Source organism: Chryseobacterium polytrichastri, from assembly GCF_900142445.1.
GTDB classification, from domain to species: domain Bacteria; phylum Bacteroidota; class Bacteroidia; order Flavobacteriales; family Weeksellaceae; genus Chryseobacterium; species Chryseobacterium polytrichastri.
Genome location: NZ_FRAV01000002.1, coordinates 206,414 through 228,048, shown reverse-complemented (window position 1 = coordinate 228,048; position 21,635 = coordinate 206,414). Strand labels below are relative to the sequence as shown.

Annotated in this window: 20 protein-coding genes; 2 read left to right on the top strand and 18 right to left on the bottom strand. The window is 33.4% G+C overall.

Going from position 1 to position 21,635, the window contains the following annotated elements:
* Nucleotides 1–98: 98 nt before the first annotated feature.
* From BUB80_RS02285 to BUB80_RS02275, 3 genes are all read right to left on the bottom strand, one after another.
* On the bottom strand, nucleotides 99–824 hold the full coding sequence (locus BUB80_RS02285) for a serine hydrolase domain-containing protein (protein WP_083546989.1): 726 nt from the start codon (nucleotides 822–824) through the stop codon (nucleotides 99–101).
* 150 nt (nucleotides 825–974) lie between these two features.
* Nucleotides 975–1,754 carry a GLPGLI family protein gene (locus BUB80_RS02280; protein ID WP_073290513.1) on the bottom strand — a complete coding sequence of 260 codons (780 nt, stop codon included), beginning with the start codon at nucleotides 1,752–1,754 and terminating at the stop codon, nucleotides 975–977.
* Nucleotides 1,755–1,825: 71 nt separating this feature from the next.
* Complete coding sequence (locus BUB80_RS02275) at nucleotides 1,826–2,041, bottom strand: hypothetical protein (RefSeq protein WP_073290511.1); 216 nt, start codon at nucleotides 2,039–2,041, stop codon at nucleotides 1,826–1,828.
* 221 nt (nucleotides 2,042–2,262) lie between these two features.
* Between BUB80_RS02275 and BUB80_RS02270 the strand changes: the two genes are divergently transcribed.
* Nucleotides 2,263–2,709, top strand: a complete 447-nt coding sequence (locus tag BUB80_RS02270) for a hypothetical protein (protein ID WP_073290510.1) — start codon at nucleotides 2,263–2,265, stop codon at nucleotides 2,707–2,709.
* A 279-nt stretch (nucleotides 2,710–2,988) separates the two neighbouring features.
* On the opposite strand, the gene BUB80_RS02265 is transcribed toward BUB80_RS02270, so the two are convergent.
* The 7 genes from BUB80_RS02265 to BUB80_RS02235 form a co-directional block, all read right to left on the bottom strand.
* Entirely contained in the window at nucleotides 2,989–3,585 is a 597-nt protein-coding gene (locus BUB80_RS02265) for a GNAT family N-acetyltransferase (protein ID WP_073290508.1), read from the bottom strand.
* A 152-nt stretch (nucleotides 3,586–3,737) separates the two neighbouring features.
* Entirely contained in the window at nucleotides 3,738–4,322 is a 585-nt protein-coding gene (locus tag BUB80_RS02260) for a hypothetical protein (protein ID WP_228433636.1), read from the bottom strand.
* Nucleotides 4,323–4,421: 99 nt separating this feature from the next.
* On the bottom strand, nucleotides 4,422–5,276 hold the full coding sequence (locus BUB80_RS02255) for a hypothetical protein (RefSeq protein WP_073290504.1): 855 nt from the start codon (nucleotides 5,274–5,276) through the stop codon (nucleotides 4,422–4,424).
* Between the two features lie 155 nt (nucleotides 5,277–5,431).
* Complete coding sequence (gene carB / locus BUB80_RS02250; protein ID WP_073290502.1) at nucleotides 5,432–8,611, bottom strand: carbamoyl-phosphate synthase large subunit; 3,180 nt, start codon at nucleotides 8,609–8,611, stop codon at nucleotides 5,432–5,434.
* A gap of 221 nt (nucleotides 8,612–8,832) precedes the next feature.
* Nucleotides 8,833–9,279 carry an IS200/IS605 family transposase gene (gene tnpA, locus BUB80_RS02245; RefSeq protein ID WP_073290500.1) on the bottom strand — a complete coding sequence of 149 codons (447 nt, stop codon included), beginning with the start codon at nucleotides 9,277–9,279 and terminating at the stop codon, nucleotides 8,833–8,835.
* A 23-nt stretch (nucleotides 9,280–9,302) separates the two neighbouring features.
* Nucleotides 9,303–10,388 (bottom strand): carbamoyl phosphate synthase small subunit, encoded by a 1,086-nt coding sequence (locus BUB80_RS02240; protein ID WP_073290498.1) that lies wholly within the window; start codon nucleotides 10,386–10,388, stop codon nucleotides 9,303–9,305.
* 106 nt (nucleotides 10,389–10,494) lie between these two features.
* Complete coding sequence (locus tag BUB80_RS02235) at nucleotides 10,495–11,385, bottom strand: aspartate carbamoyltransferase catalytic subunit (RefSeq protein WP_073290496.1); 891 nt, start codon at nucleotides 11,383–11,385, stop codon at nucleotides 10,495–10,497.
* A gap of 242 nt (nucleotides 11,386–11,627) precedes the next feature.
* On the opposite strand from BUB80_RS02235, the gene BUB80_RS02230 reads away from it, so the two are divergent.
* Nucleotides 11,628–12,089, top strand: a complete 462-nt coding sequence (locus BUB80_RS02230; protein WP_054510837.1) for an Lrp/AsnC family transcriptional regulator — start codon at nucleotides 11,628–11,630, stop codon at nucleotides 12,087–12,089.
* 106 nt (nucleotides 12,090–12,195) lie between these two features.
* Here BUB80_RS02230 and argH read toward each other — a convergent pair whose 3' ends face one another.
* The 8 genes from argH to BUB80_RS02190 form a co-directional block, all read right to left on the bottom strand.
* Nucleotides 12,196–13,500 carry an argininosuccinate lyase gene (gene argH, locus BUB80_RS02225; protein WP_073290542.1) on the bottom strand — a complete coding sequence of 435 codons (1,305 nt, stop codon included), beginning with the start codon at nucleotides 13,498–13,500 and terminating at the stop codon, nucleotides 12,196–12,198.
* A 388-nt stretch (nucleotides 13,501–13,888) separates the two neighbouring features.
* Nucleotides 13,889–14,971 (bottom strand): M20 family metallo-hydrolase, encoded by a 1,083-nt coding sequence (locus tag BUB80_RS02220; protein WP_073290495.1) that lies wholly within the window; start codon nucleotides 14,969–14,971, stop codon nucleotides 13,889–13,891.
* Nucleotides 14,946–15,740 (bottom strand): acetylglutamate kinase, encoded by a 795-nt coding sequence (gene argB, locus BUB80_RS02215; protein ID WP_073290493.1) that lies wholly within the window; start codon nucleotides 15,738–15,740, stop codon nucleotides 14,946–14,948. Before argB ends, BUB80_RS02220 begins: the two co-directional genes overlap by 26 nt.
* 117 nt (nucleotides 15,741–15,857) lie before the next feature.
* Entirely contained in the window at nucleotides 15,858–16,817 is a 960-nt protein-coding gene (locus BUB80_RS02210) for an N-acetylornithine carbamoyltransferase (protein WP_073290492.1), read from the bottom strand.
* 193 nt (nucleotides 16,818–17,010) lie between these two features.
* Nucleotides 17,011–18,150: an aspartate aminotransferase family protein gene (locus tag BUB80_RS02205; protein WP_073290490.1), complete on the bottom strand. Its 1,140-nt coding sequence runs from the start codon at nucleotides 18,148–18,150 to the stop codon at nucleotides 17,011–17,013.
* Between the two features lie 256 nt (nucleotides 18,151–18,406).
* Nucleotides 18,407–19,369 carry an N-acetyl-gamma-glutamyl-phosphate reductase gene (argC, locus tag BUB80_RS02200; RefSeq protein ID WP_073290541.1) on the bottom strand — a complete coding sequence of 321 codons (963 nt, stop codon included), beginning with the start codon at nucleotides 19,367–19,369 and terminating at the stop codon, nucleotides 18,407–18,409.
* Between the two features lie 260 nt (nucleotides 19,370–19,629).
* The gene (gene argG, locus BUB80_RS02195) at nucleotides 19,630–20,817 is read right to left on the bottom strand and encodes an argininosuccinate synthase (RefSeq protein ID WP_073290539.1); all 1,188 of its coding nucleotides are present in this window, start codon (nucleotides 20,815–20,817) and stop codon (nucleotides 19,630–19,632) included.
* Entirely contained in the window at nucleotides 20,810–21,388 is a 579-nt protein-coding gene (locus BUB80_RS02190; protein WP_083546987.1) for a GNAT family N-acetyltransferase, read from the bottom strand. Before BUB80_RS02190 ends, argG begins: the two co-directional genes overlap by 8 nt.
* Between the last annotated feature and the right edge of the window lie 247 nt (nucleotides 21,389–21,635).

Genomic DNA, 21,635 nt, shown 5'->3' with positions numbered 1-21,635 from the left:
ATGTAGAATTTGGTTTTCTTCTTCAAATTTTACAATCTCAAAATATTCAATCAACAGTTCAGGTAAAAATAATTTAAGCAGTTCGGCATCATTTAGCATTATACAAAAATAGCATTTTTTATTTTCTCCCCAACTTTTGAGACTGATCCACGATAAGTAGGTGCATAATTTGGAATAATTGATCTAGAATCCCCAAACTGTGTATTCTTCATTCCTACCCTATTGAATTGGTTTTGGGTAACGAAATTAACAAACGAATCTCCACTTACTTTTTCAATGATTTTTCCTAATAAATAATAATTGGTTTGATTGTAACTCAACCGTTCTCCTGTTTTAAAATTCAAAGGTGCTAGTTTAATTTTCTCCCACATCACATTCTCAGTTCTCATTGCTCCAAGACTTCCTGTTGCGGGATCAAGAACACTTAGAATATCAGGAAGTCCAGAAATATGAGTCATTAACTGCTCTACGGTAATTTTTTGCCATTCGGAAGGCAAGTTTTCTAAATACTTTGAAATTGGTTCACTTAAACCAATCTTCCCTTGCTCTACCAATTGCATCACCGCCACCGCCGTAAAGACTTTTGTCGTAGAATTGATAGGGAAAATCGAAGTGTTTTTTACCGGAAGATCATTCTGGATACTGGCCACACCATATGATTTATTTAAAACAATTTTTCCATTTTGAACAACTGCAATCTGCATTCCGGGAATTTTCCTTTCTTTCATTTCGGTATTGACAATAGCATCAACATTTGACACTATATTCTGAGATAAACAATACACAGAAAAAAGTATTGCGATGAATGGTAACCTGAATTTCATGCTTAATTTTATTATAAGACAATTGAAACAGCTACTTTCTTACATGGTTTTCTTTTTAAAGTAATTAGAATCTATTTAAATTTCTAAATTTAAACAGGCTCCAAGATTATGATATAAAAAAAGCGCTACTATAAAGCGCTTTTTTATAATTTAGTTAATACTAAGTTCAATTGGATTAAATGATTTTTCAGCTTCTTCAGAGTTTCTCCTTATCATTTCAATATCGTTTTTATCTTCAAGATATTGCTCATGTATTCTCATTCTATTTGCAACCCTATTTTTAAAAACATCAATTACTTTTTCCTTAGTTGTTTTTTTTGAATTAACTGCTATATTAGCTGATTTACAAGTATATTTTCTTTTTCTAAATGTATAAAGAGTATAATGATAATCATCTTTAGTATCGTATAGCTCAGTAATTAAACCTGGTAAGCCGTTAAACTTATATGGGCCGTATTGAAATGGAATATCAGTTGCAAACCAAGCTATCCAAGTTCTACCATATTTAATTGTTTCAGCTTTTTGAGATTTATAACCTAAAACTGTTTTAAATTCATTTTTAATTTTCCAACTAATACTGTTAGCTTCTTCATAATCATAGGAAACATAGTTAATTTCAGTAGTTACAAATAGCCTCGCATCTGTTGTACCAATTGTTTCGTTAAAATCTGTAACATATTGCATAGCTTGCTTAACATCTTTCATTTTTTTTTCTGCTTCAAGCGAGTCTCCAATGTACTTATTCATATTTTTAAAATATGATGAAGATTTATTCATAAGAAGAGCAAAAGTTGTTTCTTTTTTAAAATTACTATTATTATAAAGTTTGTAATTTAATTTATAATCCGCTTCATAAAGAACATCAAACTTTTTTTGAGAAAATATTGTTGTTACAATTAATAAATTAATAAATATTATAAATTTCTTCATTAAATAAATTTATACGTTAAATGTAAAAAGACCGCCACTATTAATGACGGTCTAAAATTATTCTTTTAATCTTAGTGAGAATAAATAGTAGTGATAACTGTAGAACCTGCATGTTGAGGGCATGCTCCGCTATTTACATCTGTTAGATAACCTGCTAATTGCGAATTATTCATATGATCAGCTATCGATTGGCTAATTTGAAGAACTTTTCCACAAGAAGTTCTGAAAGGGAAAGCGCTAACTACTCCAGCTACTAATAAAGCTCCTACTAATAATGTTTTTTTCATAATTGTTGTTTTAATGATTATTTATTAATTTAAAAACTGACTTCAAAAATATAAAATAAATCCTTTTGTGTGGGAATTATTTTTTTATGTTAAATACCTATATTACTTATGTTTGCATAAGTATAAAAAGATTTCTAAAAAACCATAGTTGTCTTTAATGTCAAAAAAAAAAAAATTATATAAGAGAATAAATTCTAAATTTATCATCTTAAATATTTAAAATGATAGATTATAACAATCAGGAATTATCGAAATCATTATCCGCTGAAATTGAACAGGCTATAACACAACTTGAACATAAAATTGAAGAACTCAAAACTATGCGCATAGAGCCTGACTTGAGTTATTTAAATTCTTTCTATAAAGAAAAAACAGAAGAAAATATAAATCGTCTAAATTCGAGATTAAAAATACCAAAATTAAGTTTATATGTTTGGCTATCTTCTTTTGTAATGCTTGTACTAAGTTTTTCTGTATTCTTTTTTGTTTATTCCAAAACTGCAGAAACTAAGACAGAAATAAAAAAGGAATATAAACAACAACTTCTTAAAGATAATGTGATCGTATCCAAGGAAAACGCAGAACTTTTAAAGGATATGGATCTTTGGTTTAAAAGCGATCCGGAATCAACCAGTAAGTTTATTCATTGGCGACACAATAAAAGGTAAATACTATTAAAAAATAATCTGCCAATGAAGCCTTTTACCTTATTTGGATATAAAGAAGTAAAAGGAATCAAGAGGCACGTTGTGAGGTAAAATGATTTTGTTGACAGCCATGGTAAGTGTAGCCAATATTAATAAAAATAAGATTGCATTTTTACTGATGATTACTCAATAGAGTTAAACAAGCTCTAAATGTTTTATATTCTAAAATTTAGCTCATAAAAAATCCTCTCCGCTATAATCGCAAGAAAGGATAAGTATTTTAATATTGATTATTTAAATTTAGATTTTGTTCATTTGATCTATTTTGTAATATAATGAACACTTACACGCAAGCCATTCACTTTCAAGAATTGAAAAAACTACCGTATCACGCAAAGAACCATCCGGCATGATTTGGTGGTTTCGAAGAACTCCGTCCTGCTTTGCCCCCAACCTCGCAATAGCATTCCTCGATTGGAAATTGTACCAATTTGTTCTGAATTCTACCGCAACAGCTTTTAGGACTTCAAATGCGTGGGTAAGTAACAATAATTTGCATTCTGTATTCACATACGTTTTCTGATAAGATTTTGCGTACCAGGTAAATCCTATTTCCAATCTTCTGTGTTCCGGGGTAGCATTGATATATCTTGTCGTCCCGATAATCTTATTATTTTTTTTATCAATCACCACAAACGCCAGTCCTTTATCCTGCTTAAAATCATCAATTGCCTTGGCTATATAGCTGTCAAAATTATCTTTTTGAGGGATTGAAGTAAACCAAAGGTCTGATAAATCTCCGTCTTCCGAAGCTGCAATAAGATCATTTTTATGAGTTTCACTAATCGGAACAAGTTTTACACGATCCGTCTCTAAAATCACTTCTTTAAACCACATTTTTATTTATATTTTAATTTTCAGAGAACGAAATTATTTAAAACTTGAAAAAAAACAGGGCTACACTTTAAAAAATAATTAGGGTTACACTTTTAAGAACTCTTATTTTAATGGTCTATATATTCTTAGTAATCTTGGAGAAAAATTTCTCTTTACGTAATCCATAAGTTCAATCCTCTTACGATTACCCACTCGCCATTAATTTTTTCCAAAATATATGCCATCCCATCACCATAAATTCCAGCAGAATAATACTCTACTTCAATATATGCTTTTTGATGGTCTTTTGAAAAGTAAGGTTTTGTAAATTGGTAATATTCATACCGTTTCTCTTTCTCTCTGTCACCCAAAACGTTTTCTAGCAAATCAAAATTATATTTCTTTTTTAAAGCATCACTAATTTCTGTTGGATCAGTATTCTGAGATTGCAATAAAAAATATTCATAATCGTCTTTTGTAATTATTTTCTTTAATTTAAAATTTGGCATCCCATCAACTCCCATGGAAACGAACAAGCCCTCAAATTCATTTGGAGTTGTATTGGTGGTTAAAGACCTCTCAATTTTTTTGAATTGTTGCACAATTTTATTAGCATCATTTTTTTGAACTTTGGCTCTATTACTTTCAATAATTTTGGTAATAATCAAATCTGTATCAATATTATGAATATCAGCTATAGATTGACTTGAGCATGTTATAAAAATGAATATAAAAAATAGTAATAATTTGGGTTTCATATAGTTTTTCATAAAAAAGAAGTGTTAAAAAGCATAAATAATATGTAAACCTTTATTGATCCTCATAAATGATCAACAATTAAGTTCAGAAAATTATTACTATTTTCTTTTTGGCATTATTCTTTTACTACTTGGTTCAATATTCTGGCTTACAATTTCAATGATATCATTTCTAAGTTTCTTGTAATCAATTTCTTTTTGATAAGTATATTGATAATAAGAACCACTTACCGTTGCGTCATCGGTTTCAATCTGTCTTTCTAAAATATAATCAAACTTTGCATTTTTAGGATCTTGATGATACATCAATACATGAAATCTGTATAGTTGATCTTTATCAGAACCATCTGAATTTGTATTGTAAATATAATATACCACTTTTGTAAAACTCGAGGAAGATCTGTTTTCAGGTAATTCAGGGTACCATTCATACCCCCAAATATTTTTGTCTCCAAGTTTGAAAAAATCAAAATTAAAATATTCATCAATTCCTTCTGGAAGTTTATTCTCTTTATAAAGTTTATATAAAACTGACTTATATTCTTTTGCTTTTGTCAAATTATTTAATCCTGAGTATGATAGAATAACGTTTTTAATCATCCAAGGTTCTCTTTGTGCAAATTTTTCATCAAAATATTTCTTGTTTTCTTGTATAAGCTTCAAACTTTCCAAACTATAATCTAATGATTTATCAAACTTTTGATTCATCCCATTCTCTTTTTCTAAGGCAGTAGAAGTATTTAAATAATACCAAGTTACATAGCTTTTCAACGTATCCTTTTCACTGACTTTAGAATATAGCTCTTTATAAAGTTTGTAAGCATCTTCTACTTTATCTTTTTGGAGTAAAGTGTTTGCTTCCTGATAAATTTCAATATTACTTTTAGTTTGTGAAAATAAAGTCATACTTCCAAATACACTGAAAGCAATACAATAGAAAAATAGATGTTTCATTAGGTTATAGTTTTTATTAGTGTTAGAACTAATGTTCAAATATAATATATTCAGGTTTATTATTTTTCTTAAAGTCTATAAATTTCTATACACCTTCAAACAAAAAATCCTCGCAAGAAAACTTACGAGGATTAAACTTATATTTTAGTTCGAAATTACATCGTTTCCATTTTGAAACTCATACTTTCAATTACTTTTAGAATTGCTTCAACCGTATCCATTGATGTTAAACAAGGAACACCGTTTTCAACACTCATTCTTCTGATTTGGAAACCGTCTCTTTCAACTTGTTTTCCTTTTGTCATGGTGTTAACAACATATTGTACTTTTCCTTTCTGGATTAAATCGATCAGATTTACACTTTCTTCTCCGATTTTGTATCCTATTTTACAAGGAATTCCTTGTTCAGCAAAGAATTTAGCTGTTCCTTCAGTTGCCCAAATTCTGAAACCAACTTCATGGAACCTTGCTGCTAAATCAGCTGCTTCCTGCTTGTGTTTATCAGCTACCGTAAACAAGATTGAACCGTGCATCGGAACTTTTCTTCCTGCAGCAATCAACCCTTTGTAAAGTGCTTTTTCCAAAGTCGTATCTTTCCCCATAACCTCTCCTGTAGACTTCATTTCTGGTCCTAGAGAGATATCAACTTTCGTTAGTTTAGAGAAAGAGAACACAGGAACTTTTACAAAGACTCCTTCTTTGTTCGGAACCAGTCCGTTTTTGTAACCTAAATCTTTCAGTTTTTGACCCAAAATAGCTTTTGTCGCTAGATTTGCCATCGGAACTTCCGTAATTTTAGATAAGAAAGGAACCGTTCTTGATGAACGTGGATTTACTTCGATCACATAAACATTCCCATCAAGTAAAACATATTGAATATTCATCAATCCAATCACATTCAACCCTTTAGCTAATCTTTCAGTGTAATCTACTAAAATATCCAGTTCCTCCTGAGTAACATTTTGTGGTGGATATACTGCAATTGAGTCTCCTGAGTGAACCCCGGCTCTTTCGATATGCTCCATAATTCCTGGAATCACTACCGTTTCACCGTCGCAGATTGCGTCTACTTCAACTTCTTTACCTGTGATATAGCGGTCTACTAAAACCGGCTGATCAGGACTTGCGTCTACCGCAAACTCCATATAATGTGCCAATTCGCTTTCCGTATACACAATTTCCATTGCTCTACCTCCTAGCACGTAGCTTGGACGAACTAATACCGGATATCCGATTTCGTTAGCAATTTTTATCGCTTCTTCTTTTGAAGTTGATGTTTTTCCTAAAGGCTGAGGAATCCCCATTTCCTGAAGTGCTTTTTCAAACTTATCTCTGTTTTCAGCTCTGTCAAGATCTTCCAGTGAAGTTCCTAAGATTTTCACTCCGTAGCTTGCCAATTTATCCGCCAAGTTAATTGCTGTCTGACCTCCGAACTGAACCACTACTCCCATTGGTTTTTCAAGATCAATGATGCTCATTACATCTTCTTCCGTCAATGGTTCGAAGTATAATTTATCTGAGATCGAGAAGTCTGTAGAAACTGTTTCCGGGTTATTATTGATGATAATTGCTTCGTAACCCAATTCTTTGATTGCCCAAACCGAATGTACCGTAGCATAATCAAACTCAACACCCTGACCAATTCTGATAGGTCCTGAACCTAAAACAATTACTTTTTGTTTATCCGAAACTACACTCTCATTTTCTTCTTCATAAGTTCCGTAGAAATATGGTGTTTCACTTTCAAACTCAGCAGCACACGTGTCTACCATTTTGTAAACCGGTATTACACCATTCTCTTTTCTGAAGTTATATACTTCTCTTTGAGTAGATTCCCATAAGTGAGCAATATTCTGATCTGAGAAACCTAATTTTTTAGCTTGAATTAAAATTTCTTTGTCGAATTTATGAGCAGCAATTACTTTTTCGAAATCAACTAATTTCTTTAATTTCCAGATGAAGAATTTATCAATCTTACTCCATTCTACGATTTGTTCCCAGTCGTACCCTCTTCTTAAAGCATCACAGATGATAAACAATCTTTCGTCATCACAAACTCTGATTCTTCTTTCGATATCTTCGTCTGTCAATGCTGCTGCCTGTTTTGTTTTTAAACCTAAATGTCTCAATCCTGTTTCCAAAGAACGAACTGCTTTCTGTAAAGACTCTTCGAAATTTCTTCCGATGGCCATTACTTCTCCAGTAGCTTTCATCTGAGTAGACAATCTTCTGTCTGCTGTTTCGAATTTATCGAATGGAAATCTTGGGAACTTCGTTACCACATAATCCAAAGCTGGTTCAAAACAAGCGTATGTTTTACCTGTAACAGGATTCATGATCTCGTCTAACGTTAATCCAACTGCAATTTTAGCTGCAATTTTAGCGATCGGATATCCTGTCGCTTTTGATGCTAAAGCTGAAGAACGAGAAACTCTTGGGTTAACTTCGATGATATAATATTCGAATGAATGCGGATCTAAAGCCAACTGTACGTTACATCCTCCTTCAATTCCCAGTGCTCTGATGATCTTAAGAGAAGCATTTCTCAATAACTGGTATTCTCTGTCTGAAAGCGTCTGAGAAGGCGCCACAACAATAGAATCTCCTGTGTGAACTCCAACAGGATCTATATTTTCCATGTTACAAACTACAATCGCGTTGTCGTTTGCATCACGCATTACTTCGTATTCAATTTCCTTGAAACCTGCAATTGATCTTTCGATAAGACACTGCGTAACCGGGCTGTATTTTAGTCCTAGTTCTGCAATTTCCTTCAATTCAGCTTCAGTAGAAGCAATTCCACCTCCTGTTCCACCCATCGTGAAGGCAGGACGAACAATTACCGGATAACCAATTTCATTAGCAAAATCAATAGCTCCTTCCACTGTCGTTACGATATCAGATTCAGGAACCGGTTCGTTCAATTCTCTCATCAATTCACGGAACAAATCTCTGTCTTCCGCTCTGTTGATTGCAGAAAGCGTCGTTCCCAAAACCTCAACTTTACATTCTTCAAGAATTCCTGATTTCTCCAATTCTACCGCCATGTTCAACCCTGTTTGTCCACCAAGAGTTGGTAAAAGTGCATCTGGACGCTCTTTTCTGATGATGTGACTTACAAACTGAAGAGAGATCGGCTCGATATATACTTTATCAGCAATCTCCACATCCGTCATAATCGTTGCAGGGTTTGAGTTGATCAAAATAACCTTGTAGCCTTCTTCTCTCAAAGACAAACAAGCCTGCGTTCCTGCGTAATCAAATTCTGCTGCCTGACCAATGATGATAGGTCCTGAACCGATTACTAAAATTGTTTTTATATCGTTTCTTTTCATTTTTTTCTTTTTTTATTATTCCATGGATTTCATCCGTGGCTATTATTATTGAACCATTTCATGGTTCTGATTCATTTTTTTGTTGGGCAGCCACGAAGTGGCTGAATTTTAATAGCGTTAGGTGAAACCTATCGTCTGAATTTCAATAGCCGTAGGTGAAACCTATGGATTTGATAGTTAAATCATATTTCACACAACCCATGAAATGGGTTGAATCGTATTTACCACAGATATTTTTCATCAAATTCAACTCCATTAGATTTCAGCAAATTTTTATATTCAACCTCAAAAGATTCATTTTCATGATGTTCTTTTTGGTTTTTAATATAATTAATGATCATATCTTTTTCTCTTTCCGAATAAGTAAATGCACCATAACCACTTTGCCATTCTTCAAAATCAGGAAATAATCCGCTTTGCTTTATCCATAAGTTACTTGAAACCTTTATGTCTTTTACAAAACTGCTTAAGGAAACCGATGGATGTAAATCTGTAAATAAATGAATATGATCCGGCATTCCATTAATCCTATAAAGTGTACACTTCTTATTTTTAACAATTCCCCAAATGTATTTATATAATTGATCTTCATTCTCCATATTTAGCACAGGATTTCTGTGCTTCGTACTAAATACAATCTGATAATATATCTGGCGAAAAGTTGACATTTTTATTTAAACAATCTTGTAATTTATTGATTCTTCTTATTCTTAAAATCTTCCATTAAGTGAATGAAATCATCAAATAAATAATTTGCATCTTCAGGACCTGGGCTTGCTTCCGGGTGATATTGAACTGAGAAACAAGGGTGAATTTTGTGTTTCAATCCTTCGTTGGTTCGGTCATTTAATGCAATATGTGTTTCGATTAGGTCTGTTCCTTTTAAACTTTCCTGATCTACTGCATATCCATGATTTTGAGAAGTGATAGCCACTTTATTTTTCTCTAAATCTAACACTGGGTGATTTCCTCCTCTGTGACCGAATTTTAACTTGAACGTTTTTGCACCACAAGCCAAACCTATTAGTTGGTGTCCTAAACAAATTCCGAAAATTGGAACTTTTCCTAGTAATCCACGGATCATTTCTAATGCATGCTGATTGTCTTCCGGGTCACCAGGACCGTTTGAAAGCATAATCCCATCCGGATCCATTAATAAAATTTCTTCTGCTGTTGTATCTTGCGAAACTACGATGATGTCACAGTTTCTTTGAGACAGCTCTCTGATAATTCCTAATTTAGAACCAAAATCTACCAAAACAACCTTGAAACCTCTTCCCGGGTTTGCATAAGGTGTTTTTGTAGAAACCATTTCTACTTGATTGGTTGGGAAAGTTGTTGATTTCAATTCGCTAACTACTGAATTTTCATCCGTATCATCATTAACGATTTTTCCTTTCACCACTCCATAATTACGAAGAATTCTTGTCAATCTTCTTGTATCAATTCCTGAAATTCCTGAAAGGTTTTTCTTTTTGAATAACTCATCCAACGTCATTTGCGTACGGAAATTAGACGGTAAATCGCAAACTTCCTTTACAATAAGACCTTTAATGGCAGGCTCGATACTTTCATAGTCATCTCTATTAATCCCATAGTTTCCGATAAGCGGATATGTCATGCAAACAATCTGACCGCAGTATGAAGGATCAGAAATCAATTCCTGATAACCTGTCATTCCTGTATTGAAAACCACCTCTCCTGCAGTTTCCAATTCTGCTCCGAAACCTTCTCCATGAAATACTTCACCGGACTCCAGTATTAATTTTTTCTTCATTTTTTTATTTAGATTTTCTTTTTATACTTTCTTTACCATGGATTTCATCCATCGCTATTAATATTTCGCCCCTTAGAGGCTTATATAACTTTTAACTTTGTTCTTTTTATTTAAATGTATATCCTTGTGCCTCCAAAGATTCTTTAAGGATTGCCATTCTTGCAAAAACTCCATTCTGCATCTGCTTGAATATCCTTGAACGTTCACATTCTACCAAATCTGTATCAATCTCCACTCCTCTGTTGATTGGCGCAGGATGCATGATGATCGCTTCTTTTTTCATCGCTTGTTCTCTTTCTTTCGTCAAACCATATTTTCTATGGTAATCTGATGCAGAGAAACTCATTTTCGCATCATGTCTTTCATGTTGAATTCTTAATAACATTAAAACGTCAACATCCTTAATCATTTCATCTACAGATAAGTATGTTCCATTAATTAAAGCTCCTTCATCAAACCAATCTTCCGGTCCTGAAAAATATACTTTAGCCCCTAGCCTTCTTAATGCCTCTGCATTTGAATTCGCCACTCGGCTGTGTTTTACATCTCCAACGATTCCTACTTTCAATCCTTCAAACTTTCCGAATTCCTGATAAATCGTCATTAGATCCAGCATACATTGTGAAGGGTGATTTCCCGTTCCGTCTCCTCCATTAATTACGGGAATCTTAATCTCTTTTAATTCTTCAAAATAGCGGTCTTTCTTATCTCTGACAACTACTAAATTTACACCAATACTTTCAATTGTTTTTATGGTATCGTATAAACTTTCACCTTTATTTACAGAACTGTGAGAAGCATCGAAAGGAACGACCTGTAAACCCAATTTTCTTTCAGCAATGTCAAAGCTCGTTTTTGTTCTTGTACTGTCTTCGAAAAAGAGATTTGAGCAAAAAACTTCTCCTTCAATTTTAGCAGTTTTCCCATTGGCAAAAGCAAGCGCTTCTGTAAGTATACTGCTGATTCTCTCCGTACTTAGTTCTGTAATTGTAAACATAATATCTTAATTTTTTACATAAAAAAAGCGAAGACAAAAATCTTCGCTTAATAACAATAAATATCGTAAAGGGCGTTGTCGCCCGGTAATTCTAATGATATAAATACTTTTTTATTCATTAGGTGCAAAGATATAGTATTTTGACGAATTGACAAAACTAAAAGTCTAAAAAAATTAAAAACCTTAAGTATTATTTATTTCCATTTTTTCTTAATATTTTTGTTACCTCTCAAATTGATTCTATGGATGCTAAAGACAAAATGATTCTCAGTATTATTCAGGAAGACTCTACTTTTTCTGTGAAAGAAATTTCCGAAAAAATCGGTCTTACCTTTACTCCTACGTATGAACGAATCAAACAGCTGGAAAAACAAGGGATTATTGAGAAATATGTCGGTCTTTTGAACCGTGAAAAACTAGGCTTAAATATTGTTGTGTATTGCAATGTCCGCCTCAAGGAACAGTCACAGAAAGTGCTTGAAACCTTTGAGAAAAACATTGAAAAACATGATGAAGTTCAAGAAATCATCAGTCTTTCAGGTGAATACGACTATATGCTAAAAATCATTGCTAAGGATATTAATTCTTATAATGAATTTGCAGTCAATATTATTTCAAACATTCCCAATATCGGACAATATCACAGCTCAATCGTTCTTCACGAGGTTAAAAAATCAACCAAGTTTAAGATTGATTTAGGGTAAAATATTTAAAATTGAACCATTAAGTTGATTGAAGAAGTTAAGTTTAATTAAGAAAATCTAACTATTCTTAATTCCTTCCATTAGCTTAATGGTTTAAATCAAACAATCAACCCAATAATTTGTTTTTCAATTTATTAAATTGATATTCTATTTTATCCAAACAAAGATTCCCAATACTTCCCTGATGGGTATGGTTTAGGTTTCCTATTTCAAAATCAAACTCATTATTTTCAATCTCCTGCCCCACTTTTACATAAGCATCACGGAATGAACTTCCATTTTTAACCTCTTCATTAATCTTCTCTACACTGAAAAGATACTTATACTTTTCATCTTCCAAAATACCATCTCTCACCTCAATATTAGGCAATGTATAGCTCAAGATTTCAAGGCATTCTTTTAGAGAATCAATTGCAGGGAAGAGAATTTCTTTCGTCAACTGTACATCTCGGTGATAGCCAGACGGAAGATTATTCGTTAACAAAATCAATTCATTCGGTAATGACTGAATTCGATTACATCGAGCTCTTACCAATTCAAAAATATCAGGATTTTTCTTGTGGGGCATAATACTGCTTCCTGTAGTAAATTCCTTTGGAAAACTTATAAAATTAAAATTCTGACTTAGATATAAACAAACATCATAGGCAAATTTCCCCAACGTTCCCGCTAAGGTCGCCATCGCCATCGACAACATTTTCTCAGACTTTCCACGCGTCATTTGAGCATACACCGAATTATAATTCATCGATTGAAAACCTAAATGATACGTCGTACTCTCACGATCAATCGGAAAAGAAGAACCATATCCCGCAGCTGAACCTAAAGGATTTTTATTAATGATATTCTTCACCGAAAATAACATTTCAACATCATCTAACAAGGCTTCTGCATAAGCTCCAAGCCATAATCCAAACGATGAAGGCATCGCAATTTGCAAATGCGTATATCCGGGAAGTAAAACATTTTTATGCTGATCTGCCAGCTTGATTAAAATCTGGAAAAACTCATCTGTTAAAGCCGTTATCTCACGGATCTCATCCAATAAGTATAATTTAATATCCAATAAAACCTGATCATTTCTTGATCTTGCCGTATGAATTTTCTTTCCTGTATCGCCTAACTTTTCAATCAAAATAGACTCTACCTGAGAATGAATATCCTCTGCCTGCTTATCTATTTCAAAAGTTCCGTTCTCGATATCTTCTAAAATCTCTTCCAAAACAGATAGCATCTGCTTTGATTCTTCGTTGGAAATAATTCCAACTTCTGCCAACATTTTACAATGCGCCATGGAACCTTTAACATCGTATTTTGCTAAACGCTCATCAAAATCAAGATCTTTCCCGACTGTAAATTTGTTGACTAATATATTGGTGGCAAGGTTATCCTTCTGCCATATCTTTTTCATATTTTTTTCTTTAAAAATTGAGTTTGTTTTAACCACCCAGCAGGACACCCTTATTATTTTGTACAAGCTTTAAACATTTCCACATGTTAAAGTCTTTCATTTTTAATTCAATTTTTGCATAAATCTTTATTAAAAATATTCAAACTTCATTGCCTGCTGAGTGTAATTAAAACAGTAAAAACTAACTGAAATTATTTTTATTTATATCTAATTTTCTTTTGTCTTGAAATCGAAGATTCGACTTAGTCAAACAAAAGAAACAAAAATTCAAGACTGGAAACTTCTGCTAAAAAATATTTTTATTCTCTAAAAATCCCAAAACTCGTGCGAATTGAATATTGGTTCTTCGATTCTATTATACCTCCATCATCTCCCTTACAGCCCTAACTTATAAAACCTTTTCTAAAATTTGGATGTAAACATCAATTCCTTCTTTTATTTCATCAATATAGATATATTCATCCGCAGTGTGAGAGCGCCTACTGTCTCCAGGACCCATTTTCACAGATGTACACGGAATAATTGCCTGATCAGACGAAGTTGGCGAACCGTATGTTGTCCTTCCGATTTCAAGCCCCGCCTGTACAAACGGATGTTCCATTTCTATTTTGGAAGAATTCAATCTAAATGACCTTGCTGTTAAAGTTGATTTCATCTGAGATTGAATGATTTCAAACACTTCTTCATTAGAATACTCATCTGTAACCCTAACATCTAACGTGAAAGCACATGATTCAGGAACTACGTTATGTTGAACACCGGCATGAATTCCAGACAACGTAACTTTAACTTCACCCAAATAGTCCGAAACCTTTGGAAATTTAAAGTTCAAAATTTGTTGTAAATCTTCCATACATTTCACGATCGAATTATCATTATTCGGGTGAGCGGCGTGAGAAGGAGTACCTTTCATTTCCCCATCAATAACTAAAAGTCCTTTTTCCGCGATCGCCAGATTCATCTGCGTTGGTTCTCCTACAATGGCAAACTCGATGTTGGGTAGTTGGGGAAATAAAGCTTCAATTCCGTCAAAACCTGAAATCTCCTCCTCAGCCGTTAAGGCAATAACTAAATTATACTGTAAATCTTCTTTATCATAAAAATGTAAAAAAACCTGCGCCATAGAAACTAAAGAAGCTCCGGCATCATTACTTCCCAATCCAAAAAGTTTCCCGTCTTTTTCAATCGGTAAAAACGGATCTAAAGTGTATGCTTTATTGGGTTTTACCGTATCATGATGTGTATTTAGTAAAACTGAAGGTTTGAAAACATCGAAATTTTTGTTCACCGCCCAAATGTTATTTTTAAAACGTTTGGTAGGAATGTGATGTTTTTTGAAAAAATTCTCAATCTCTACAGACGTATTATATTCATCCTTGCTGAATGAAGGAATCTCAATCAGTTTCTTTAATAATTCAACCGCATTGCTTAGCAATTCTTCTTTACTATAAACAAATTTCAGTTCCTGCATGATGATTTTCTATATGGTTTTTTAGTTGGGTTTCCTTAATTAAGAATACCTTATTTACATTATTCTTTACTGCTCCAAGAGCATTTTCTAATTTCGGCAAAATTCCTTTGTGAAGTTTTCCTTCATTTTTCAATGTAGAAAACTCTTCCTCAGAAATGTTTTTTATGACAGATTCAGGATCATCTACATTTTCCAAAACACCTTCTTTATCAAAGCAATATAACAATTCAACATCATATTTTGAAGACAAGGCCTGCGCAATCACCGAAGCAATTGTATCTGCATTGGTATTGAAAAGATTTCCTTTTTTGTCGTGGGTAATTGCCGAAAATACTGGAACAAGTTTAAGTTTAATCAATTTTGAAATTAATTTCTTATTCACACTTTTCTTTTCAATATCTCCTACAAATCCGAAATCTATTTCTGCGTGTTCTCTTTTTTTAGCTTTAATTAAATTAGCATCAGCTCCCGAAAAACCTATTGCTTTGCATTTTCTCTGCTGAAGTTTTGCCACAATATTTTTATTGATACTTCCCGCATAAACCATCGCTACAATATCTAACGTATCTTTATCCGTGATTCTTCGTCCGTTAATCATTTTTTGTTCAACACCTAATTTATCAGCCAATGTAGTTGCTAATTTTCCGCCTCCATGAACTAAAATTTTCTTTTCCTTAATTTCAGAAAACTGCTCCAGAAATTCGTTCAATAATTCCTCATCATCAATTAAAGCACCGCCGATTTTTATGACGTATAATTTTTCTTTCATTTTTTAACCATTTAATAAGATTGCATCCTATTCTGATTTGAATCGTCCCTCTGAGACTGTATTGATTCAGCGTGAATCCTTGTCAAGGTTTAAAACCTTGACAAGGATAGGTTCTCATTATTTTGAATTGATTTCATCCAAAATTTCACTGAATACTGCTTGCGCAGAGAAAATTCGGTTTTTTGCCTGTTGATAAATGATAGAGTTTCCACCATCCATTACCTCATCACTCAATTCTACATTACGACGAACCGGAAGACAGTGCATCACTTTTCCGTGATTGGTATTGGCTAATTTTTCATTCGTCAACATCCAGTTTTCTTTTACTTCAGGCATTGCAGCATAATCATCAAAAGATGACCAGTTTTTAACATACACAAAATCTGCATCTTTCAATGCTTCATCTTGGTTATGAATTACTTTTACATCCTTCGTGAATTTCTTATCTAAATCATACCCTTCAGGATTAGCGATTACCAATTCAACATCCATCTCCTGCATCCATTCTGCGAAAGAATTTCCTACCGCATGGGCAATCGGTTTGATGTGAGGAGCCCAAGTAAGCACCACTTTGGGTTTGCGTTCTTCCTTCCAGTTTTCGGTAATCGTAATACAATCTGCCAAACTTTGCAAAGGATGACGCGTTGCAGATTCCAGAGAAATAACCGGAACTTTTGCATGCTGCTCAAACTGACTTAAGATACTTTCATTAACATCATCCTCCTTGCTTTTCATTCCTGCAAAACAACGAACTGCGATGATATCACAATATTGATTTAGTACTTCAATAGCATCTTTAATATGCTCAACCGTATCACCATTCATTACTGCTCCATCTGCGAATTCCAGATTCCAAGCTTCTTGCGCAGCATTTAACGTTAAAACATTTAATCCTAAATTTTGCGCAGCGATCTGACTGCTTAAACGAGTTCTCAAACTTGAATTTAAAAAGACAAGTCCAATGGTTTTTCCTTTTCCTTTCTCGGTTTCCGAAAGAGGATTTTCTTTAATTTCTAAAGCTTTTTTTATAATTTCCTGTAAGTTTTCAATATCACTTACAGAGGTGAATTTTTTCATTTTGAATTGATTTTTTTACCACAAAAGTCACAAAAGATTATTATCTATTTTAAAGTTTAATACTTTGAAAATATAAGTTCACATAAGCTAAAATCTTTGATTACCAGCAGTTCTTTTTTGCTCTTATCACAGATTTACATTTTCTTTAATTATAATATTAAAAACTTTTGTGACTTTTGTGGTTAATTAAAATTTAGAGATTTTCTAAAACAGTTTTCAGAGCACCGATGAATAGATCGGTTTCTTCTTTTCTAATGTTTAATGCCGGAAGAATTCTCAACACAGCTTTATCATTAGAATTTCCTGTGAAAATATGATGATTGTATAACAGGTTGCTCCTTACTTCTGAGCAATCCCTATCAAGTTCAATCCCAATCATCAAACCTTTCCTTCGGATAGATTTAATATGTGGAAAATCTTTAATTTCATTTTCAATATACTCGCCCATTTTCTGAGCATTTTCAATAAGATTTTCATTTTTCATCACATCCAGAACCGCAATTGCCGCCACACAAGCTAAATGATTTCCTCCAAAAGTTGTTCCTAGCAAACCATTGCTTGCCTGAAATTTTGGATGAATTAAAACACCGCCAACAGGAAAACCATTTCCCATTCCTTTTGCTGTTGTAACAATATCTGCTTCAATACCAAATTCCTGGTACGCAAAGAAATATCCGCTTCTTCCGTATCCTGATTGAACCTCATCTAAAATCAAAACTGTATTATGCTTTTCACACAATTCTTTAATTTTAGTCAAAAATTCAACCGTTGGAATCATAATCCCACCAACACCTTGAATTCCTTCAATAATTACAGATGAAATATCATTTCCCTGTGCTTCAAAAATTGCCTCCAATTGTTCAATATCATTCCATTCAGATTTAATAAATCTTTCAGAATAATTAACAGGAGCTACAATTTTAGGATTATCGGTTACAGAAACTGCCGCGGAAGTTCTTCCGTGAAATGAACCAGAAAAATACAACACTTTACTTTTTCCATTATGGAAAGAAGCAAGTTTTAAGGCATTTTCATTCGCTTCCGCTCCTGAATTGCATAGAAACAAATTATAATTTTCCAAACCTGAAAGCTTTCCTAATTTATCTGCTAATTCAGTTTGCAATTCGTTTTGAACAGAATTTGAATAAAAAGATATTTTATCTAACTGCTCTTTTAGTTGAGTTTGATAATGCGGATGATTGTGCCCAATAGAAATTACTGCATGACCTCCGTAAAAATCAAGATATTTTTCTCCTTTATCGTCCCAAAGAAATGAACCTTGAGCTTTTACCGGATTGATGTTAAATAATGGATATACGTTGAATAAATTCATCTTCTTGTTGATTGTTATTGGTTGATAGTTGCTGGTTTTGCAACTTCATCTTTATTATATTTTCTTTTGTTTTGAAAACAAATAAACAAAAGTTCAAGACTGGAAACTTTCGCTAAAAAATGTTTTTGTGTTCTAAAACTTGCGCGAAATAGATTTTGCTTAACGTTCACAAAACTATTTTTCTTAACGCTCCATTTTCCTAGGTCGATTTTATTTTGAGTTTAAAAATTCACTATTGACTTATTGACAATTGACATTAAAACGCTACAGGCTTCAAGTTCAATCCTAAATTTTCTTCCCAACCCATTGCAATATTCATATTCTGAACCGCCTGTCCGGAAGCTCCTTTTAGCAAATTGTCAATCGCTGAATGAATAACCGCAACATTTCCACTCTTTTCTATATGAATCACACAGCGATTCGTATTGACAACTTGTTTTAAATCAATTGCTTTCTCGCTTACCTTTACAAAAGGTTCATCTGCATAAAAATCCTGATACAATTGATTAATATCTGAAAGTTCTAAATCTGTTTTCACCGTGGAACTCGTAAAAATCCCTCTTGCAAAATCTCCTCTCCATGGAACAAAATTCAGACTGATTTCATTACTATTAAAAGAAACTAACTGCTGTAGAATCTCATCTACATGCTGATGGGTTAAAGTTTTATAGGCTGAAATATTATCATTCCTCCAGGTAAAATGCGTTGTCGCCTGTAAAGACTGCCCCGCACCCGTTGAACCTGTGATTCCTGTAGTATACACTTCATTCAACAACCCTTTTTCAGCTAATGGAAGCAAAGCCAATTGAATCGCTGTTGCGAAACATCCCGGATTTGCAATACTTTTTGCTCCTAAAAGATTTTTTTTATTGATTTCCGGTAAACCATAGATAAAATTTCTATTTTCAAAATTTCCATCTAAACGAAAATCATTTCCTAAATCAATTACCAATGTTTCTGCTTTTGCAGCATTTTGAGTCAGCCAATTTTGGCTTTCTTTATGAGGAAGACATAGAAAAAGAATATCTACTTCTTCTGGTTTATCGGTTAAAACCATATCACAAACCGTCGCTAAATCCGGGTACAAATCTGAAATCTTTGTCCCCGAATTCGAACGACTATATAAAAAACTCAAAGTCACATTGGGATGAAAAGCCAGCAGACGTACCAATTCGCTTCCTGTATAACCGTTGGCTCCGATGATTCCTGCTGTTTTCATTTCTTTTTGATTAATCTCAATCATTTTTCTTTTTTCCACAGGTTGCACCCATGGCTATTATTATTGAACCCTTCGGGTTTATTCTTCGTCCAATTTATCTCTCCCCTCCATAGGTTTCACCTATGGCTATTATTATTGAACCCCTTCGGGTTCATTGATTCATCCAATATTTCGCAGCCCGACTTGAGCGGAAATCCTTTTGTGAGAAGGAACGACGAACAAAAGATTGGGAGCGGAAGGCGGATAAAGCTGCCCAAATCTTATTTATTTATCTGATGATATATATTTAATGAATTACTCAAGATCTTCGTATATCCTTTCACATCTTCTCCTGTCCATGCTCTGTTTGCTTCGCCGTAACTTCCGAATTTATCAGACATTAAATCATGCTTAGATTCAATTCCATTTAAAATAAATCTGTATGGATGAAGGGTTACAAATACTTTTCCGCTTACTGTTTTCTGAGAATCAATTAAGAAAGACTCAATATTTCTCATTACAGGATCTAAGAAAAGTGCTTCATGAAGCCAGTTTCCGTACCAGTCTGATAGCTGAGATTTCATCATCTGCTGATATTTTGAAAGCGTATGTTTTTCTAATAAATGATGCGCCTTAATAATCACCGATGCCGCAGCAGCTTCAAATCCTACTCTACCTTTAATACCAACAATGGTATCTCCAACATGAATATCACGACCGATTCCATAAGCAGAAGCTAATTCTTCAATTTTCTGAATGGCATATACCGAATGTTCAAAACTTTCTCCATTTACCGCTACAACTTCACCCTTTTTAAATTCAATTTCCAATTCTGAAGGCTGCGTTACTTTAATTTGTGAAGGGAAAGCTTCTTCAGGTAAATAATTTCTTGAAGTCAGCGTTTCTTTTCCTCCTACTGAAGTTCCCCAAAGTCCTTTATTCACCGAATATTGTGCTTTATGGAATTCCATTTCATAACCGTGATTTTTCAAAAACTCAATTTCTTCTTCACGAGAGAGTGCCATATCACGAATTGGAGTAATGATTTCCACATTCGGACACATCACCTGAAAAATTAAATCAAAACGAACCTGATCGTTTCCAGCACCAGTGCTTCCGTGAGCAATGGCATCCGCACCCATTTCAATGGCATATTTTGCAATCTCCTGCGCTTGGATTGTACGTTCAGCACTTACAGATAAAGGATAGGTGTTATTTTTCAACACATTCCCAAAGATCAAATACTTTACGCAAGAATTATAATAATCTTCCTGAGCATCAACGCACCTGTATTCTTTAACTCCAAGATTAAAGGCTTTTTTCTCCAATTCATTTTCCTCTTCTTTAGAAAAGCCACCGGTATTTACAGTTACTGCATACACTTCATACCCTAGTGTTTCACTAAGATATTTAGCACAGTAAGAGGTGTCTAGACCTCCGCTAAACGCTAAGATTACTTTCTTACTCATTATTATATTTATTTTCAGGTTGTTTATTTCCAACCTCATTTACTTTATCATTTCCGGGAACAAAAAGCATTGCTGTACAAAGACAGTTCTTACGTTCCTTTTTCATTAAAATTTCATAATTCACACAATTCTTGCAACCACTCCAAAATTCTTCATCTTGTGTTAATTCAGAATATATAACAGGCTTATATCCCAAGTCACTGTTAATTTTCATTACCGCAAGACCTGTTGTAAGACCAAATATTTTTGCACTTGGATATTTTTCTCTGGATAATTCAAAAACTTTATTCTTTATTAAAGTCGCCACTCCTCTATTTCTAAAATTGGGAGAAACAATCAACCCTGAGTTAGCCACAAACTGACCATGTGACCAAGTCTCTATATAGCAGAAACCCACCCATTCACCGTTTTCAGTAGCTATTACAGCATTACCATCTGAAATCTTTTTACTTAAATATTCTATGGAACGTTTTGCGATGCCCGTCCCTCTTCGCTGCGCAGAATCATACATTTCCTGCTGTATTTCACTCACATACATTAAATGTTCGCATGAGGAAATTTGTATTTCCATTTATTTATCTGAATTTTTTGACAAATTTAAAACATTATAACTTTAAAAAGCAAATAAAAAAGATATTATTTTTGTTTAAACAAAATAAACAGGTAATATTATCTTTATTGAAAAATATAATTTTGCTAAATTATTATACTTTTACTAAAATACTGGACATGGAAAACACTTATCTAAAATGCAGCAATACGAAGATGAAAAATCATTACATCCGATATAGCGACCCTCAACACCAAAACACACAACA

Bases quoted from the DNA above. Each gene is read 5' to 3' on its own strand.
- BUB80_RS02285 (WP_083546989.1), bottom strand. From the start codon at position 824: ATGAAATTCAGGTTACCATTCATCGCAATACTTTTTTCTGTGTATTGT.
- BUB80_RS02280 (WP_073290513.1), bottom strand. From the start codon at position 1,754: ATGAAGAAATTTATAATATTTATTAATTTATTAATTGTAACAACAATA.
- BUB80_RS02275 (WP_073290511.1), bottom strand. From the start codon at position 2,041: ATGAAAAAAACATTATTAGTAGGAGCTTTATTAGTAGCTGGAGTAGTT.
- BUB80_RS02270 (WP_073290510.1), top strand. From the start codon at position 2,263: ATGATAGATTATAACAATCAGGAATTATCGAAATCATTATCCGCTGAA.
- BUB80_RS02265 (WP_073290508.1), bottom strand. From the start codon at position 3,585: ATGTGGTTTAAAGAAGTGATTTTAGAGACGGATCGTGTAAAACTTGTT.
- BUB80_RS02260 (WP_228433636.1), bottom strand. From the start codon at position 4,322: ATGAAACCCAAATTATTACTATTTTTTATATTCATTTTTATAACATGC.
- BUB80_RS02255 (WP_073290504.1), bottom strand. From the start codon at position 5,276: ATGAAACATCTATTTTTCTATTGTATTGCTTTCAGTGTATTTGGAAGT.
- carB (WP_073290502.1), bottom strand. From the start codon at position 8,611: ATGAAAAGAAACGATATAAAAACAATTTTAGTAATCGGTTCAGGACCT.
- tnpA (WP_073290500.1), bottom strand. From the start codon at position 9,279: ATGTCAACTTTTCGCCAGATATATTATCAGATTGTATTTAGTACGAAG.
- BUB80_RS02240 (WP_073290498.1), bottom strand. From the start codon at position 10,388: ATGAAGAAAAAATTAATACTGGAGTCCGGTGAAGTATTTCATGGAGAA.
- BUB80_RS02235 (WP_073290496.1), bottom strand. From the start codon at position 11,385: ATGTTTACAATTACAGAACTAAGTACGGAGAGAATCAGCAGTATACTT.
- BUB80_RS02230 (WP_054510837.1), top strand. From the start codon at position 11,628: ATGGATGCTAAAGACAAAATGATTCTCAGTATTATTCAGGAAGACTCT.
- argH (WP_073290542.1), bottom strand. From the start codon at position 13,500: ATGAAAAAGATATGGCAGAAGGATAACCTTGCCACCAATATATTAGTC.
- BUB80_RS02220 (WP_073290495.1), bottom strand. From the start codon at position 14,971: ATGCAGGAACTGAAATTTGTTTATAGTAAAGAAGAATTGCTAAGCAAT.
- argB (WP_073290493.1), bottom strand. From the start codon at position 15,740: ATGAAAGAAAAATTATACGTCATAAAAATCGGCGGTGCTTTAATTGAT.
- BUB80_RS02210 (WP_073290492.1), bottom strand. From the start codon at position 16,817: ATGAAAAAATTCACCTCTGTAAGTGATATTGAAAACTTACAGGAAATT.
- BUB80_RS02205 (WP_073290490.1), bottom strand. From the start codon at position 18,150: ATGAATTTATTCAACGTATATCCATTATTTAACATCAATCCGGTAAAA.
- argC (WP_073290541.1), bottom strand. From the start codon at position 19,369: ATGAAAACAGCAGGAATCATCGGAGCCAACGGTTATACAGGAAGCGAA.
- argG (WP_073290539.1), bottom strand. From the start codon at position 20,817: ATGAGTAAGAAAGTAATCTTAGCGTTTAGCGGAGGTCTAGACACCTCT.
- BUB80_RS02190 (WP_083546987.1), bottom strand. From the start codon at position 21,388: ATGGAAATACAAATTTCCTCATGCGAACATTTAATGTATGTGAGTGAA.